Genomic DNA, 16178 nt, shown 5'->3' with positions numbered 1-16178 from the left:
GAAAAAAATTAGTTCATGACATTAAGGAAAGTATGAAACAGACACAATATGACAAAGCATATAAACTATTTGAGGAATACGAGCGTTCTTTTGAACTTGATACCTCATTAGCTATGACGAAATGTGAGATGCTATTTGCTTTAGGTTATTATTTGGAATTAAGAGAAGAAACGATAGTTATATTAAAGCAAGGTATTGGTGACTACGATGCGATGATGATTTATTATGCAAAAGCATTGAGTGGGCTCGGTCAATATTTTGAAGTTGTTGAAGTTGTGAATCAAATTATTGATGAAGTTCAAAACCATAAAACAAGAATGGAACTTTATCCGATAAAAGAGTATGCACTCGATCAAATCAATCAATATAATCGACAAGCTCAAAGTAAACTTCAAATATTTAATGAGCTATCACTTAGAGAACAAATACAAACGATTTTAACATTGATAGATTATAACCAATATAGCTATTTAAGCACGGTAGCAGGTTTAATTGAAACGTATCAATTGCCGGCAAACTTATATAGTATCATGTTAGAATATTTAAGATTAGGTAACTATAATGATCAAGTTCAATTTAACCAGTATGGCTATCATATTAAAGTAACGCCTAGTAATTTACCGGGATTGGAACATACCTCTTTCAAGGAAGAACTCATACCGAAAGTATTAAGAACTATTGAAAATCACGCGACACAACTCTTAAATGAGGCATATAAATTACTTACCAATCACTCGATATTACTTTATCCTCTTAATATTTTAGAATTAGGTAGTCTAGAGGAATGGACTAAGGCTTACGAAAACTACTTTATGTCTATGTTAGGTTTTGAGGAACTAGATGACAAGGACGAGCTAATTCAACTTATAGTGGCTTTAGATTCACACGACTAAATAGAAGGCAAGTATCTAACTTATGTACGACTCGTTTGTTAAGTTAAATCACCTATGCTATAATGATGGAGTTGAATATTAAAATAGGATAATCATGGAGGTTTTTATACATGACAGCAACTTGGGAAAAAAAGGAAGGTAATCAAGGCGTACTATCTGTAACAGTACCCGCAGAAAAATTTGATAATGCTTTAGATAAAGCATTTAAAAAAGTAGTTAAACAAATAAACGTGCCTGGATTCCGTAAGGGGAAAGTACCACGCCAAATCTTTGAACAACGTTTTGGCGTAGAAGCTCTATACCAAGATGCAGCTGACATTGTTTTACCTGAGGCTTATGGGGAAGCAATTGAAGAAACAGGCATCAAACCAGTGGACCAACCTGAAATTGATGTGCAACAAATTGAAAAAGGCGAAGACTTTAAATTTGATGCAACAGTAACTGTAGAACCTGAGGTAGAATTAGGTGACTACAAAGGTTTAGAAATTGAAAAACAAGATTCTGAACTAACTGAGGATGAAGTTCAAGAAGCAATTAACCAACAACTTAACCAATTGTCTGAAATGGTTGTTAAAGAAGAAGGTGCTGTTGAAGAAGGTGACACAGTAAATATCGACTTTGATGGTTATGTTGATGGTGAACAATTTGAAGGCGGCCAAGCAGACAGTTACGATCTTGAAGTAGGCTCAGGTTCATTCATTCCAGGATTTGAAGATCAGTTGATTGGAATGAAAACAGGTGAAGAAAAAGATGTCAACGTTACTTTCCCAGAAGAATATCATGCAGAAGAGCTATCAGGAAAAGAAGCTACATTTAAAACTAAATTAAATGAAATTAAATATAAAGAAGTACCTGAATTAGATGATGAAATAGCAAATGAATTAGATTCTGATGCTGAAACTGCTGATCAATATAAAGAGAACTTACGTAAGAAGCTCGCTGAACAAAAAGAAACTGAAGCTGAGAACGCACAAAAAGAAGAAGTAATTCAAAAAGCTTCAGACAATGCTAAGATCGATATTCCGGAAGCGATGATAAATACTGAATTAGATCGCATGCTCCAAGAGTTTGGTCAACGTATGCAACAACAAGGTCTTAGCCTTGAAACTTATTTCCAAATCTCAGGTCAAGATGAATCTCAATTAAGAGAGCAAATGAAAGACGATGCTGAGGCTCGAGTTCGTACAAATCTAACTTTAACTGCTATAGCAGATCAAGAAGATGTTGAAGTGTCAGACGAAGATATCGATAAAGAACTTGAAAAAATGAGTGAACAGTTTAATATTTCCGTTGAAGACATTAAAAATACTTTAGGAAATACAGATATAGTTAAAAATGACGTACGTATCCAAAAAGTCATTGATATGTTAGTACAGGAAGCTAAAGTTGTAGAGCAATCAAACACTGATAGTGAAAAGTAAATTAGTATTTGATTAAAACTTAGTAAAGCTATGCTAGAAAGCATGTATATGAAAAGTACGATTATTTATTTTATATGAATAGTATTACAAAATATACGTAATATAATATTATATTTTAATAAATCCATAGCCCCAGCATAAAAGCAATCTACAAATGTTTGCACAAGTTTAATGGAAGCTGGGGCTTCTATTCGTTAGCCCGTTCTATGTTACTGGAAGATGTAAATATGGGCATTTCTCTTGTGGTTTTGTCCTCCAGCATATTAAAATCATGCTAGCATAGTCTTTAGGGAATAGGGGTGTAAATGACATGTTTAAATTTAATGAAGATGAAGAAAACTTAAAATGTTCTTTCTGTGGGAAAGATCAAGATCAAGTTAAAAAATTAGTCGCTGGTAGTGGTGTATATATATGTAATGAATGTATCGAGCTGTGTTCTGAAATTGTTGAAGAAGAGCTCGCTCAGTCAACGCCAGAAGGTTTAACAGAGTTGCCTACTCCTAAAGAAATTATGGACCAATTAAACGACTATGTAATTGGTCAAGAGAAAGCAAAAAAATCCCTTGCTGTTGCTGTTTATAATCACTACAAGCGCATTCAACAACTCGGTCCGGATGAAGACGATGTTGAATTACAGAAAAGTAATGTTGCACTCATCGGTCCTACAGGTAGCGGTAAAACATTGCTAGCTCAAACTTTAGCTAAAACACTAAATGTGCCGTTTGCTATCGCGGATGCAACAAGTTTAACTGAAGCAGGTTATGTAGGCGATGACGTTGAAAATATTCTCCTTCGTTTAATCCAAGCAGCTGACTTTGATGTTGATAAAGCAGAAAAAGGTATTATCTATGTGGATGAAATTGATAAGATTGCCAGAAAATCTGAAAACACATCCATTACGCGTGATGTGTCAGGTGAAGGGGTACAACAAGCATTACTCAAAATTTTAGAAGGCACAAGTGCTAGTGTCCCACCTCAAGGCGGACGTAAACATCCTAACCAAGAACTGATTCAAATTGATACTTCTAATATCTTATTTATTCTTGGAGGAGCCTTTGATGGTATAGAGGATGTCATCAAACGACGTCTAGGTGAGAAAGTAATTGGTTTTGCTAGCAGTGAAGCCTCTAAGTATGATGAAGATGCTCTACTTGAACAAATAAGACCTGAAGATCTACAATCATACGGTCTGATACCAGAGTTTATTGGCCGTGTACCTATCGTAGCAAATTTAGAGTCCTTAGATGTAGAAGCGCTTAAAAATATATTAACTCAACCTAAAAATGCTTTAGTTAAACAATATACTAAGATGCTCGAATTAGATGGTGTAGATTTAGAATTTACTGATGAAGCGTTAGCGGCGATTAGTAATAAGGCAATTGACCGCAAAACTGGTGCACGCGGTTTACGTTCGATTATCGAGGAAGCTTTAATCGATATTATGTACGATGTTCCTTCTACAGATGGCGTAGTTAAAGTAGTAATCACAGAAAAAACTATCGTCGATGAAATTGAGCCAGAATTGTATGATAAAGAAGGAAATTTAATTAATAACGAGCAAACGTCAGCCTAATCTATAAATTGAACTTACAAATCTAATATGGTTAATTAAATATTTAATGATGTTAGATTGTTCTTTGCTAAAGTTTATGAGCAATTTATAATATTAAGTAAATAGCTATGGGGCGGGACATAGAGTCAATTGAGAGTTTAAATTGATAGTGTCCCGCTCCTTTTTTAAAAAGAAAGATGTGAGGGAAAAGATGAAAATAAATCCGAATCATATTGAGTTGTTGATCAGTGCAGTTAAGAGTGAACAATATCCAGAAACGGGTTTGAGTGAAGTAGCTTTAAGCGGCAGATCTAATGTGGGTAAATCTACGTTCATAAATAGTATGATAGGTAGAAAAAATGTCGCTAGGACTTCAGCTCAACCAGGTAAAACACAAACGTTAAATTTTTATAATATTGACCAGCAACTTATATTTGTCGATGTGCCAGGTTACGGCTACGCAAAAGTGAGTAAGAAAAAACGTGAAGAGTTCGGTAAAATGATAGAAGCTTATCTAACAACCCGGGAGTCGCTTAAACTCGTCGTTCAATTGATTGATATTCGCCACAAACCTACTGAAGATGATCTGCTAATGTACGATTATTTAAAGTATTATGAAATTCCTACCTTAATTATTGCTACTAAAGAAGATAAGATTAAGAAAGGTAAAGTTCAAAAGCATTTAGCAGATATTAAGAAAGAATTAGAATTAGAAGAGGGGGATAAGATTATGAGTTATTCCTCTGTTCATAATAATAAACAACAGATGATCTGGTCAGCTATAGAGAGTTATTTATAATTATTCTAAACTAAAGAGGAATCAGATGAATCTTGCTCAGTATTTCTTTATTGAGAGTATACGATGGATAAAGGTTCACTAGCACTTTGACAAATTATTGACACAGATTAGAATATTTATAAACAAATCAAACAAAGCGCTTAACTCTCTTTTAAATTGTGTTATAATAAAGTTATTGTAATATGTATGGAGGGCGTTATAAATGCATTTAATTGCGATAAGTATTAACCATCGCACTGCAGATGTAGCATTGAGAGAAAAAGTTGCCTTCAAAGAAGATGCCATACGTTCAGCAAATCTAGATTTATTTGAAACTAAATCTATTTTAGAAAATGTAATACTTTCTACGTGTAATCGAACAGAAGTTTATGTTGTGGCTGACCAAATACACACAGGACGCTACTATGTTCAAAGATTTTTAGCACGTCATTTTGGTCTAGAAGTAGATGATATTAAAGCTATCTCTGAAGTCAAAGTGGGGGACGAAGCAGTAAATCATATACTGCGTGTAACTTCAGGTTTAGATTCTATAGTACTGGGTGAAACTCAAATCTTAGGCCAAATGCGCAAAGCATTTTTCATCGCTCAAGAAGAAGATACTACAGGTACTATATTTAATCACCTATTTAAACAAGCTATTACTTTTGCAAAGAAAGCGCATAATGAATCTGATATAGCAGACAATGCTGTAAGTGTTTCTTATGCAGCAGTTGAACTAGGTAAGAAAATATTCGGAAATATTGAAAATAAAAAGGCAATCATCGTAGGTGCAGGGGAAATGAGTGAACTATCACTTCTTAACTTAATAGGGGCTGGTGTGTCTAATATTACTGTTGTTAACAGAACACTAGCTAAAGCAGAAACTCTCGCTTCTAAACACAATGTTTCTGCTGACACGTTAAACTCATTACCTAATTTATTAGCTGAGGCTGATATTGTTATTAGTTCCACAAGTGCCAATGGTTACGTAATTACTAATGAAATGATGAAACAAGTAGCTAGTCACAGAAAAAACGACTCGTTAGTATTAATTGATATAGCTGTTCCAAGAGATATTGAGCCAGGTATTAATGCAATATCTGATATATTCAATTATGATGTTGATGATTTACAAGGTTTAGTTGATGCTAATTTAAGAGAGCGTCAGGTTGCTGCTGAATCTATTGCACAGCAAATTCCGAATGAAATTAACGCTCACAACGAATGGGTAAATATGCTCGGGGTCGTACCTGTCATTCGAGCACTGCGTGAAAAAGCGATGACTATTCAATCTGAGACTATGGATAGTATAGACCGTAAACTACCTAACCTTTCTGAACGAGAAAGAAAGGTTATCTCTAAACACACTAAAAGCATCATAAATCAAATGCTGAAGGATCCTATTAAACAAGCTAAAGAACTAGGTAATGATCGTAAAAGTAGTGAAAAACTAGAGCTATTTCAAAATATATTTGATATTGAAGCTGAAGAGCCAATTCCAGCTAAACAAGATAAACTTAAGCGTTCTCAACGTAATTTAAGTGCTCAAATATTAAGTTTTGAATAAGCTCAAGCTAATGGTGATGATATGCAGGATACGTTGTTCATTCGTTTTCACGAACTGATATTATTTGTTTATTTAATTAGTATTGCTTGTTATTTTTATGATTTTTTAAATAAGAATTATAGAATTAGAAATTTGGGCTTTGTAACACTAGGGATTGTTTGGATACTACAAACAATCTCTTTGTCTATCTATATCAATATGACGAGACACGTACCTTTGAATAATATTTTCGATGTGTTTTTCGCCTTAACATGGCTTATTATATCTATATCAATTATAATTAGCGTTATAAAGCAACTTAATTTTTCTATCTTTTTATTTAATATTATTGGTTTAATTTTATTAACTATGAATACTTTTCAACCTACACATAATCAAAGTGAAGGTCAAAAATTAACGCTTATTAATGAGCTGTTGATTGTGCATGTGAGTTTGGCTACGATTAGCTATGCAGTCTTTGCTTTTGCTTTCGTGAACGGTGTTCTATATTTAATTCAATATCGTAACTTAAAAGAAAAACGTTTTACACAGAAATATTTTCGAATTGGTAGTGTAGCCACCTTAGAAAAAATAGTTTTTTACAGTACGTTAGTCGGTTTTCTGTTTTTTATTTTAAGTACAATATTAGGGGCACAATGGGGAATAAATTCTTTGAAACATGATTTTCTAATTGATTCAAAGGTTATTTTATCTGTTGTGATCATCATCCTTTATAGTGCGTATATAATAATGAGAGTTAAACACCTCGTTAGCAAACAAGTGCTTATTTATTTTAACATCATCCTTTTTCTATTATGTATGATTAATTTGCTTTTTGCTCCACATTTACCTAGTTTTCAACGATAACTATTTTATTAAAATACTACAATAGGAGGTACGCGTCATGCGTAAACTTATAGTTGGTTCTCGTCGAAGTAAACTAGCACTCACTCAGAGCCAACAATTTATAGATCAACTCAAACAAGTCGATCCATCACTTGAAATTGAAATAAAAGAAATTGTTACTAAAGGCGATAAAATTGTAGATAAGCAGTTATCTAAAGTGGGTGGGAAAGGCCTATTTGTTAAAGAGATTGAAAATGAACTCTATAATCATGGAATTGATATGGCTATCCATTCTTTAAAAGACGTTCCAAGCGAGATTTCAGAAGGCCTTATGCTTGGTTGTATACCTGATAGAGAAAATCCATTTGACGCTTATATTGCTAATGATCACATTGCGTTAGAAGATTTACCTTCAGGAAGTATAGTAGGTACAAGTTCGCTAAGAAGAGGTGCACAAATTTTAGCGCAATTCCCTCATCTTGAGATTAAATGGATACGAGGAAATATCGATACACGCTTAAGAAAGTTACAAGAAGAGAACTATGATGCAATTATTTTAGCTGCAGCAGGACTTAGACGCATGGGATGGTCAGACGATATTGTCACAAGTTATCTTGATGAGGAAACACTTGTACCTGCTATAGGTCAAGGTGCTTTAGGTATTGAATGTAGAGTGGATGACGATGAGTTACTTCAGTTACTAAGTAAAGTACATAATCAAGACGTGGCTGAATGTGTCACTGCTGAACGCACTTTCTTAAAAGCGATGAATGGTAGTTGTCAGGTGCCAATAGGAGGTTATGCTTTTAAGAATGAGAATAAGCAAATTGAATTTACCGGTTTAATTATGTCTACTGATGGGAAAGAACGTTATCAACACACTGAAGTTGGTAACGATCCTGTTGCTTTAGGTGAAAAAGTAAGCCAAATTCTTAAGAAGCAAGGTGCCCATAAAATCATTGAAAGACTTAATGAAGAACTCTAGAAGGGTGACAAAATATGAATTCAGTTATAGTAATGACGCAAACAAGTAAGTATGAAGCAAGGGAGCTGCCGATCGTACACAAACCGCTTATTAAGATTGAGCCTCTTTCTTTCAATATGGATTTGTTAAAGTTAAACTATGACTGGATTCTTTTTTCTTCCAAGAATGCAGTTAAATATTTTTATAAATATCTTGAGAAGGTGAATTACACGCACGTAGCTACTATAGGTGAAAAGACAAAAGCCTATTGTGAATCTTTAGGATTAAAAGTAGATTTTTCTCCTAGCCAGTTTTCTCAAGAAGGGTTTATTTCAGAATTCCAAGCGAGTAAAGGCTCTAAAATTTTAATTCCTTCAAGTAATAAAGCGCGCCCGTATTTAGTGGATAGCTTACTAAATGAAGGTTACAAGGTTAGAAAAATTGATTTGTATGAGCCGATAGCCTGGACTAGCCACGTTCAGGACGTTCTGGAACTCCTGAAGAGAAATAAAGTGAGTGCGTTAACATTTGCTAGTTCTTCGGCTGTTAAGATCCTCTGTGAAGCGATTAAACCATACAGCATTTCATTGCCTCCGATCTTTGTAATAGGGAGACAAACATTAACTACTCTAAGAAATTATGGATTTACAGGAGAAATAGCTGAACAACAAACTATAGATTCACTGATCACTAAAGTTAAAGAAAGTTGGTTTAAAAATGAAATTTGATAGACATAGACGTTTACGTTCATCTAAGACAATGCGTAATTTAGTAACGGAAACTCAAGTTCGTAAAGATGATTTAATCTATCCTATTTTTGTTGTAGAGCGTGATAATGTTAAAGAAGAAATACCTTCAATGCCTGGTGTTTATCAACTCAGTTTAAATATATTAGAAGAGGAAATTAAAGAAGCGTATGAGTTAGGCATAAGAGCAATGATGTTCTTTGGCGTACCTAACGACAAAGATGCTACAGGCTCAGGAGCGTATGATCAAAACGGTATTATACAAGAAGCTACTCGTAAAGCTAAGAACATGTACGAAGATTTAATTATCGTAGCTGATACATGTTTATGTGAATATACTGATCATGGACATTGTGGTGTTATCAATCATGAAACTCAAGATGTAGACAACGATAAGTCCCTTCCTTACTTAGTCAAAACTGCTATTTCACAAGTCGAAGCAGGTGCTGATATTATTGCGCCTAGTAATATGATGGACGGCTTCGTTACCGCAATACGTCAAGGCTTAGATGAAGCTGGCTACTACAATGTACCAATCATGAGTTACGGTATTAAATATGCTTCAAGTTTCTTTGGACCTTTTAGAGATGCAGCTGAATCGGCACCTCAATTTGGAGATCGAAAAACGTATCAAATGGATCCAGCTAACAGAAGAGAAGCTTTGCGTGAATTAGAAAGTGATTTATCTGAAGGCGCTGACATGATGATCGTTAAGCCAGCTCTTAGTTTCTTGGATATCATTCGCGATGTACGTAATCATACGAACGTACCAGTAGTGGCGTATAATGTCAGCGGTGAATACAGCATGACCAAGGCGGCTGGTCAGAATGGCTGGATCGATGAAAAAGCAGTGGTAATGGAGCAAATGATTTCTATGAAACGCGCTGGAGCTGATTTAATAATCACTTACTTCGCTAAAGATATTTGCAGATACTTAGACCAATAAAGAAGGAGGATTTCTCAGATGTCTCGTTATGAACAATCTATTAATGCGATGAAAAAAGCTACACCTCTTATGCCAGGGGGAGTAAACAGTCCAGTAAGAGCCTTTAACTCAGTAGATACCCCCGCTATTTTTATGGATCACGGTGAGGGTTCACATATCTATGATATAGATGGTAATGAGTATATTGATTACGTATTAAGTTGGGGACCTCTCATCTTAGGTCATAAGAATCCTCAAGTAATTAAGAAGCTTCACGAAGCGGTTGATAAAGGAACTAGCTTTGGTTCCTCAACGATTCAAGAAAATAAATTAGCTGAGTTAGTCATCGATAGAGTCCCATCAATAGAAAAAGTACGAATGGTATCATCCGGTACAGAAGCGACGTTAGATACTTTAAGACTAGCACGCGGTTATACGGGTCGAAATAAGATTATTAAATTTGAAGGATGTTATCACGGTCATAGCGATTCTCTTCTTATTAAAGCAGGTTCTGGAGTAGCAACTTTAGGCTTACCTGATTCACCTGGCGTGCCAGAAGGTATTGCTAAGAATACGATTACAGTACCGTATAATGATTTAGAAGCGATACAGACTGCATTCGATAACTTTGGTGATGATATAGCAGGAGTTATTGTTGAGCCTGTTGCAGGCAATATGGGGGTAGTTCCGCCGCAAGAAGGTTTCCTGCAAGGCTTGAGAGATATAACCAACGAATATGGATCATTGCTTATATTTGATGAAGTGATGACTGGATTTAGGGTAGGATATAATTGTGCTCAAGGTTACTTTGGTGTCATACCTGATCTCACTTGTCTAGGAAAAGTGATCGGAGGAGGTTTACCTGTTGGTGCATTTGGTGGAAAGAAAGAAATTATGGATTACATTGCACCGGTAGGCGATATCTATCAAGCAGGAACGTTGTCAGGTAATCCATTAGCTATGACAAGTGGTTACGAAACGTTAAGTCAGCTTACACCTGAAAGCTATGATTACTTTAATAAATTGGGTGATATTTTAGAAGATGGATTGAAAGAAGTCTTTGCTAAACACAACGTGCCTATTACTGTGAATCGAGCTGGTTCAATGATTGGTTATTTCCTCAATGAAGGTCCAGTAACTAATTTCGAACAAGCAAATCAAAGTGATTTAGAGTTATTTAGTCAAATGTATCGAGAAATGGCTAAAGAAGGGGTGTTCCTACCGCCTTCTCAATTTGAAGGGACTTTCCTTTCTATGGCACACACAGAAGAAGATATACGTAATACCATTCAGGCGTTTGATACAGCATTAAGTCGTATTACTCAATAGTATGTGAATATTTGAAGTGGAAGATAACTTCTTATCGTAGCGATATGGGAGCGGTGCAGAAATCTAATTCGAATAAAAAGATTTCGTAGTCCCGCCCCGGCAAGGATGACTAGAATTGAAAAAAGCTTGATACAAGCGCATTTTCAAATCAGTCATCTAGTGCCGAGATATTGAAGAGGCTGGGATTTATGTCCCAGCCTCTTTCTCTCTAGTCAAAGACCATTATGTCCCAGCCTCTTCAATTTATATGTAATAAGTTAGCAAACATAATTTATTCTTGCATTTATCTTGCGTGAACGTCACTTTTATGTCATTTTTAACTTATATATAAATAGGAAGTAGCGTGAGAACATGAAGAAAAATTTACTGAATAATGTTGCTGTACTCGTTCTTGCAGTGGGTATAAGTTTACTTCTTAAACTGGTGCATATGTTGCTACCATTTATGTTCGGTCCGATCATAGCTGCTATCATTTGTGTCAAAGGGTTCAAAATGGAATTAAAATGGCCATTTTGGATAAGTCAACTTGGTTTAATAGTCTTAGGCGTACAAATAGGATCTACTTTTACTAAGACAGTTATTGGGGACATTAAAGACGACTGGATGACGGTTATTTCTATTTCGATCATGTTGCTAGTCATAGCGCTCGTAGTCTCCCTACTGTTTAAAAAAATTGCAAGGGTCAATACAGAGACTGCGATATTAAGTGTAATACCCGGGGCATTAAGCCAAATGCTATTGATGGCTGAAGAAGATAAAAAGGCTAACATTATGGTTGTAAGTTTAACTCAAACATCACGTATTATTTTTGTGGTGATATTAGTACCATTTATTTCTTATTTCACAAGTACTTCAAACCATGGTGATAGTGGTAAGGGAGCTATTCAACCTGATTTTACTGATGCAATTGGAATCCCTCATTTTATTATTTTAGCTCTCGCCATAGCAATAGTGTATTTTTTAATGAGCAAGATTAACTTTCCAACTAAGCAACTGCTTGCACCTATATTTGTACTTATTGGATGGAATCTAATTACAAATATTACCTTCACTCTTGATAACTATCTTATAGCAGCTGCTCAAGTGATGTACATGATAAGAATAGGTATTCAGATAGCTAAATTATTAGATCAACTTAAGGGACGTATTGCGTTTGCTATTGCCTTTCAGAATATTACGTTAATTATCGTCTCCTTTATAATGGTTAGCTTAATCGCGTATTTCACTAACCATTCAATCAATGATTTATTCTTAGGTGCAGCACCTGGAGGGATGAGCCAAATTATTCTAGTCGCAATGGAAACTGGGGCTGATGTGGCATTGATATCTAGTTACCATATCTTCAGAGTCTTTTTTATACTTTTTTTAATCGCTCCATTAATTAATTACTATTTAAAATATCGTTCAAGTAGTTAAGAAGCTCTTTATTGATGAACAATGAGTAAGCTATTTAATTGATCTTATCTCATAGTAGTTTAGAAGTGCTGAGAACTTGAAATTGCATGATTTAAGCAAATCTTTGCAATCTGTGCCAGTCCTCGGGCGTTGGAACCTCATACTAAAACGAGTGTTAAAATGACTAATAGCATGAATGCTTAAAAAAAATGAGCAGCACTATTAAATGTGGCATTTAAATTTGACAGGGCAGTCTTCTAAATGACCATTATATAGGCCAGCAGCTTCCATGAAAGAAAAAACAGTTGTAGGGCCTAAAAACTTAAAGCCGTAACTTTTTAGATCGGCTGACAGTTTCTCGGCTCTCTTGTCTATAGTTATCCTATCGGAAGCTTTCTTGTAACCCATATCTATAGGTTGGTAATTAACGTAAGACCACAAAAAACGGCTAAAACTTTCATAGCTTTCTTCAATTTTGAGATAACCTTTAGCTTGTGAAACAATCGCTTCTAATTTTTTACGATGATGAATAATATCAGGGAAATTCATTAATCTGTCGATATCATTTGAAGTCATTTGAGAAATTCGTTGTGGATCAAAATTATGAAAAGCTCTCTCATAAGATGCTTTCTTTTTTAAAATAGTAAGCCAAGATAATCCAGCATGCTGAGATTCAAGCGCTAATAACTCAAACAAAGCACGGCTATCATATAAAGGTCGTCCCCAAACTTTGTCATGATAATCTAAGTAGACAGGGTCGTTAGTATTAAAGGCACATGACTTCATTAATTTCCCTCCATCTCATTGACTTATTACGTGTTCCATTATACTATAATAAGGACAAGAAGATAAATTTAATGGGAAGAGTAACTAGTGTCTGAGGTTTACAGAGAATATGCGTTTGCTGAGAGTATATATCCTCACTTAGTGAAGGTAGCCCACTTGATTCTTTAGTTGAACAACTCATAGAAGTTAATTAGACTAAAGCGTGTATGAGCGTTAATCACATTTAAGAGAGTATAGAGTGGTAGGTAGCGCTATGAGCAACGCCGATCGCTATCTATAAATTTAGGTGGTACCGCGGAATATCCGTCCTATTATTAATTTAATAGAACGGATATTTTTTTATGTTAAGGAGGAAGATAGAGAATGGAAATGAAACCAAAGTATAATCCAACAGAGGTAGAACAAGGTCGATACGATCAGTGGGTTAATAATGGCTATTTTAGAGCTAATGAAGATCCAGATAAGGAAACTTATACGATCGTTATCCCGCCACCAAATGTTACAGGGAAACTCCATTTAGGTCACGCGTGGGATACGACATTACAAGATATCATTACGAGAATGAAACGAATGCAAGGATATGACACGTTATATCTTCCAGGTATGGATCATGCTGGAATAGCTACCCAGTCCAAAGTAGAAGCTAAATTGAAAGAAGAAGGCATAAGCCGTCACGATTTAGGTAGAGAGAAATTTCTAGAAAAAGCATGGGAATGGAAAGAGGAATACGCGAACTTTATCCGCCAACAATGGGCTAAATTAGGATTAGGATTAGATTATAGTCGAGAGCGATTCACGCTTGATGAAGGTTTAAGTAAAGCTGTTCGAAAAGTGTTTGTGGATTTATATCAAAAAGGTATTATTTATCGTGGCGAATATATCATTAATTGGGATCCAGTTGCTCGAACTGCACTTTCTGATATAGAAGTGATACATGAAGATGTTAAAGGAAAGTTCTACCATTTCAAATATCCGTACGTAGACGGCGAAGGATATATTGAAATAGCTACTACACGTCCGGAAACTATGCTAGGCGACACAGCTATTGTAGTTAATCCTAATGACGAACGTTATAGAGACGTTATCGGTAAAAAAGTGTTACTACCTATCGTCAATCGTGAGCTACCTATATTAGCAGATGAATATGTTGATATGGACTTCGGAAGTGGGGCTATGAAAGTAACACCTGCACATGATCCTAACGACTTCGAAATTGGTAATCGTCATCACTTAGAGCGAATTGTAGTTATGGATGAAGCGGGTAAAATGAATGCTAACGCTGGTAAATATGAAGGGTTAGACCGCTTTGAATGTCGAGAGCAACTTGTAGAAGATTTGAAATCTGAGGATTTAGTAATAGATATTAAAGAACATGAGCATGCTGTAGGTCATTCAGAACGTTCAGGTGCTGTAGTAGAACCGTATTTATCTACTCAATGGTTTGTAAAGATGAAACCTTTAGCAGAACAAACGTTAAATAATCAGGACACTGACAATAGAGTTAACTTTGTTCCATCTCGTTTTGAAAAAACATTTAACCGTTGGATGGAAGAAATAAAAGATTGGACTATCTCACGTCAACTTTGGTGGGGGCACCAGATCCCAGCTTGGTACCATAATCAAACTGGTGAAGTATACGTAGGTATGGAAGCGCCAGAAGATGAAGAGAACTGGACTCAAGACGAAGACGTTCTTGACACTTGGTTCTCAAGTGCACTATGGCCTTTCTCTACACTAGGCTGGCCGGACGTTGATGACAAAGATTTTCAACGCTACTATCCGACTAATGCTTTAGTTACTGGGTACGATATCATCTTCTTCTGGGTAGCGCGAATGGTATTCCAAGGTTTAGAATTTACAGATCAGCGACCATTTAACGACGTGTTATTACACGGTTTAGTTAGAGCCGAAGATGGACGCAAGATGAGTAAATCATTAGGAAATGGTGTAGATCCTATGGACGTAATAGATGAGTATGGTGCTGATAGTTTACGTTATTTCTTAGTAACTGGTTCTTCGCCTGGTCATGATTTACGTTACTCGACAGATAAAGTCGAATCAGTGTGGAATTTCATTAATAAAATATGGAACGCGGCACGCTTCAGTATTATGAACATAGGTGATGAATTTAAAGTCGAGGATATAAACTTATCAGGTGATCTCTCTCTTGCAGATCAGTGGATTCTCACTCGATTAAATGAAACGATTGAAACTGTTACACATCTAAGTGACAAGTACGAATTTGGTGAAGTGGGTCGAGCTTTATATAATTTCATTTGGGACGATTTCTGTGATTGGTATATTGAGATGAGTAAGATTCCAATGAATAGTGACGACGAGAGTAAGAAACAGACTACTCGCTCTGTATTAACCTATGTACTAGACAATACTATGAGAATGTTACATCCATTTATGCCGTTCGTTACTGAACAAATTTGGTTGAACTTACCACATGAAGGTGAAACTATCGTTCATGCTTCTTGGCCAACACCAAACGCTGAGCTCACTTTTAAAGAAAGTAAAGAAACTATGGAACACCTAGTAGAAATTATTAAAGCGGTTAGACAATCTCGTAAGGAAGTAGATACTCCTATTTCAAAAGCTATACCTATTTATATTCAAGCAAAAAATAATGATTTAAAAGCAATGCTTGAAGAGAACTCAATGTATATTGATCGTTTTTGCCATCCGAGCCACTTAACAATAGAAACTTCTGTAGAAATTCCAGAGAAAGCTATGACTTCTGTCACTACTGCTGGTGACGTTATCTTACCATTAGAAGGTTTAATCGATATGGATAAGGAAATCGCTCGATTAGAGAAAGAACTAGAGAAATGGCAAAAAGAGCTCGACCGGGTTAACAATAAACTATCCAATGAAAACTTTGTTAGTAAAGCACCAGAAAAAATCATTAACGAAGAACGAGAGAAAAAAATCACCTATCAAGAAAAATATGACGGTGTAGAACAAAGAATTAAACAATTAAAATCATAGGAG

The 16178-nt window shown here is 35.5% G+C and carries 13 protein-coding genes and 1 other annotated feature; of the genes, 12 read left to right on the top strand and 1 reads right to left on the bottom strand.

The annotated features are described in order from the left end of the window. Positions 1-32 precede the first annotated feature (32 nt). The 11 genes from N9R04_RS05260 (at position 33) to N9R04_RS05210 (ending at position 12416) form a co-directional block, all read left to right on the top strand. Positions 33-893: a hypothetical protein gene (locus N9R04_RS05260; protein ID WP_262855520.1), complete on the top strand. Its 861-nt coding sequence runs from the start codon at positions 33-35 to the stop codon at positions 891-893. 110 nt (positions 894-1003) lie between these two features. Further along, positions 1004-2314, top strand: coding sequence for a trigger factor (gene tig, locus N9R04_RS05255; RefSeq protein WP_262855519.1), 1311 nt, complete (start codon positions 1004-1006; stop codon positions 2312-2314). A gap of 310 nt (positions 2315-2624) precedes the next feature. Continuing rightward, positions 2625-3887: an ATP-dependent Clp protease ATP-binding subunit ClpX gene (clpX, locus tag N9R04_RS05250; protein WP_262855517.1), complete on the top strand. Its 1263-nt coding sequence runs from the start codon at positions 2625-2627 to the stop codon at positions 3885-3887. Positions 3888-4077: 190 nt separating this feature from the next. Further along, positions 4078-4665, top strand: a complete 588-nt coding sequence (gene yihA, locus N9R04_RS05245; RefSeq protein ID WP_262855516.1) for a ribosome biogenesis GTP-binding protein YihA/YsxC — start codon at positions 4078-4080, stop codon at positions 4663-4665. Positions 4666-4867: 202 nt separating this feature from the next. Beyond that, the gene (hemA, locus tag N9R04_RS05240; protein WP_262855515.1) at positions 4868-6211 is read left to right on the top strand and encodes a glutamyl-tRNA reductase; all 1344 of its coding nucleotides are present in this window, start codon (positions 4868-4870) and stop codon (positions 6209-6211) included. A gap of 21 nt (positions 6212-6232) precedes the next feature. Then, the gene (gene ccsA, locus N9R04_RS05235) at positions 6233-7057 is read left to right on the top strand and encodes a cytochrome c biogenesis protein CcsA (protein WP_262855514.1); all 825 of its coding nucleotides are present in this window, start codon (positions 6233-6235) and stop codon (positions 7055-7057) included. A gap of 37 nt (positions 7058-7094) precedes the next feature. Further along, positions 7095-8021, top strand: coding sequence for a hydroxymethylbilane synthase (hemC, locus tag N9R04_RS05230; protein ID WP_262855513.1), 927 nt, complete (start codon positions 7095-7097; stop codon positions 8019-8021). 14 nt (positions 8022-8035) lie between these two features. After that, positions 8036-8728: a uroporphyrinogen-III synthase gene (locus tag N9R04_RS05225; RefSeq protein ID WP_262855512.1), complete on the top strand. Its 693-nt coding sequence runs from the start codon at positions 8036-8038 to the stop codon at positions 8726-8728. Next, positions 8718-9692, top strand: coding sequence for a porphobilinogen synthase (hemB, locus tag N9R04_RS05220; RefSeq protein ID WP_262855511.1), 975 nt, complete (start codon positions 8718-8720; stop codon positions 9690-9692). The genes N9R04_RS05225 and hemB overlap by 11 nt, the downstream gene beginning before the upstream one ends. 18 nt (positions 9693-9710) lie before the next feature. Then, complete coding sequence (hemL, locus tag N9R04_RS05215; RefSeq protein WP_262855510.1) at positions 9711-11000, top strand: glutamate-1-semialdehyde 2,1-aminomutase; 1290 nt, start codon at positions 9711-9713, stop codon at positions 10998-11000. Between the two features lie 351 nt (positions 11001-11351). Continuing rightward, positions 11352-12416, top strand: a complete 1065-nt coding sequence (locus tag N9R04_RS05210; protein ID WP_262855508.1) for an AbrB family transcriptional regulator — start codon at positions 11352-11354, stop codon at positions 12414-12416. A 201-nt stretch (positions 12417-12617) separates the two neighbouring features. On the opposite strand, the gene N9R04_RS05205 is transcribed toward N9R04_RS05210, so the two are convergent. After that, positions 12618-13181, bottom strand: a complete 564-nt coding sequence (locus tag N9R04_RS05205) for a DNA-3-methyladenine glycosylase I (protein ID WP_262855507.1) — start codon at positions 13179-13181, stop codon at positions 12618-12620. A 58-nt stretch (positions 13182-13239) separates the two neighbouring features. Beyond that, positions 13240-13495 (top strand) — a binding site (T-box leader). 49 nt (positions 13496-13544) lie between these two features. On the opposite strand from N9R04_RS05205, the gene N9R04_RS05200 reads away from it, so the two are divergent. After that, positions 13545-16175, top strand: a complete 2631-nt coding sequence (locus N9R04_RS05200) for a valine--tRNA ligase (RefSeq protein ID WP_262855506.1) — start codon at positions 13545-13547, stop codon at positions 16173-16175. Positions 16176-16178 lie beyond the last annotated feature (3 nt).

Source organism: Staphylococcus marylandisciuri (assembly GCF_025519785.1).
Taxonomy (GTDB): Bacteria; Bacillota; Bacilli; order Staphylococcales; family Staphylococcaceae; genus Staphylococcus; species Staphylococcus marylandisciuri.
The sequence above is the reverse complement of the archived record's forward strand: the minus strand, read 5'-3'. Positions and strand labels throughout refer to the sequence as shown.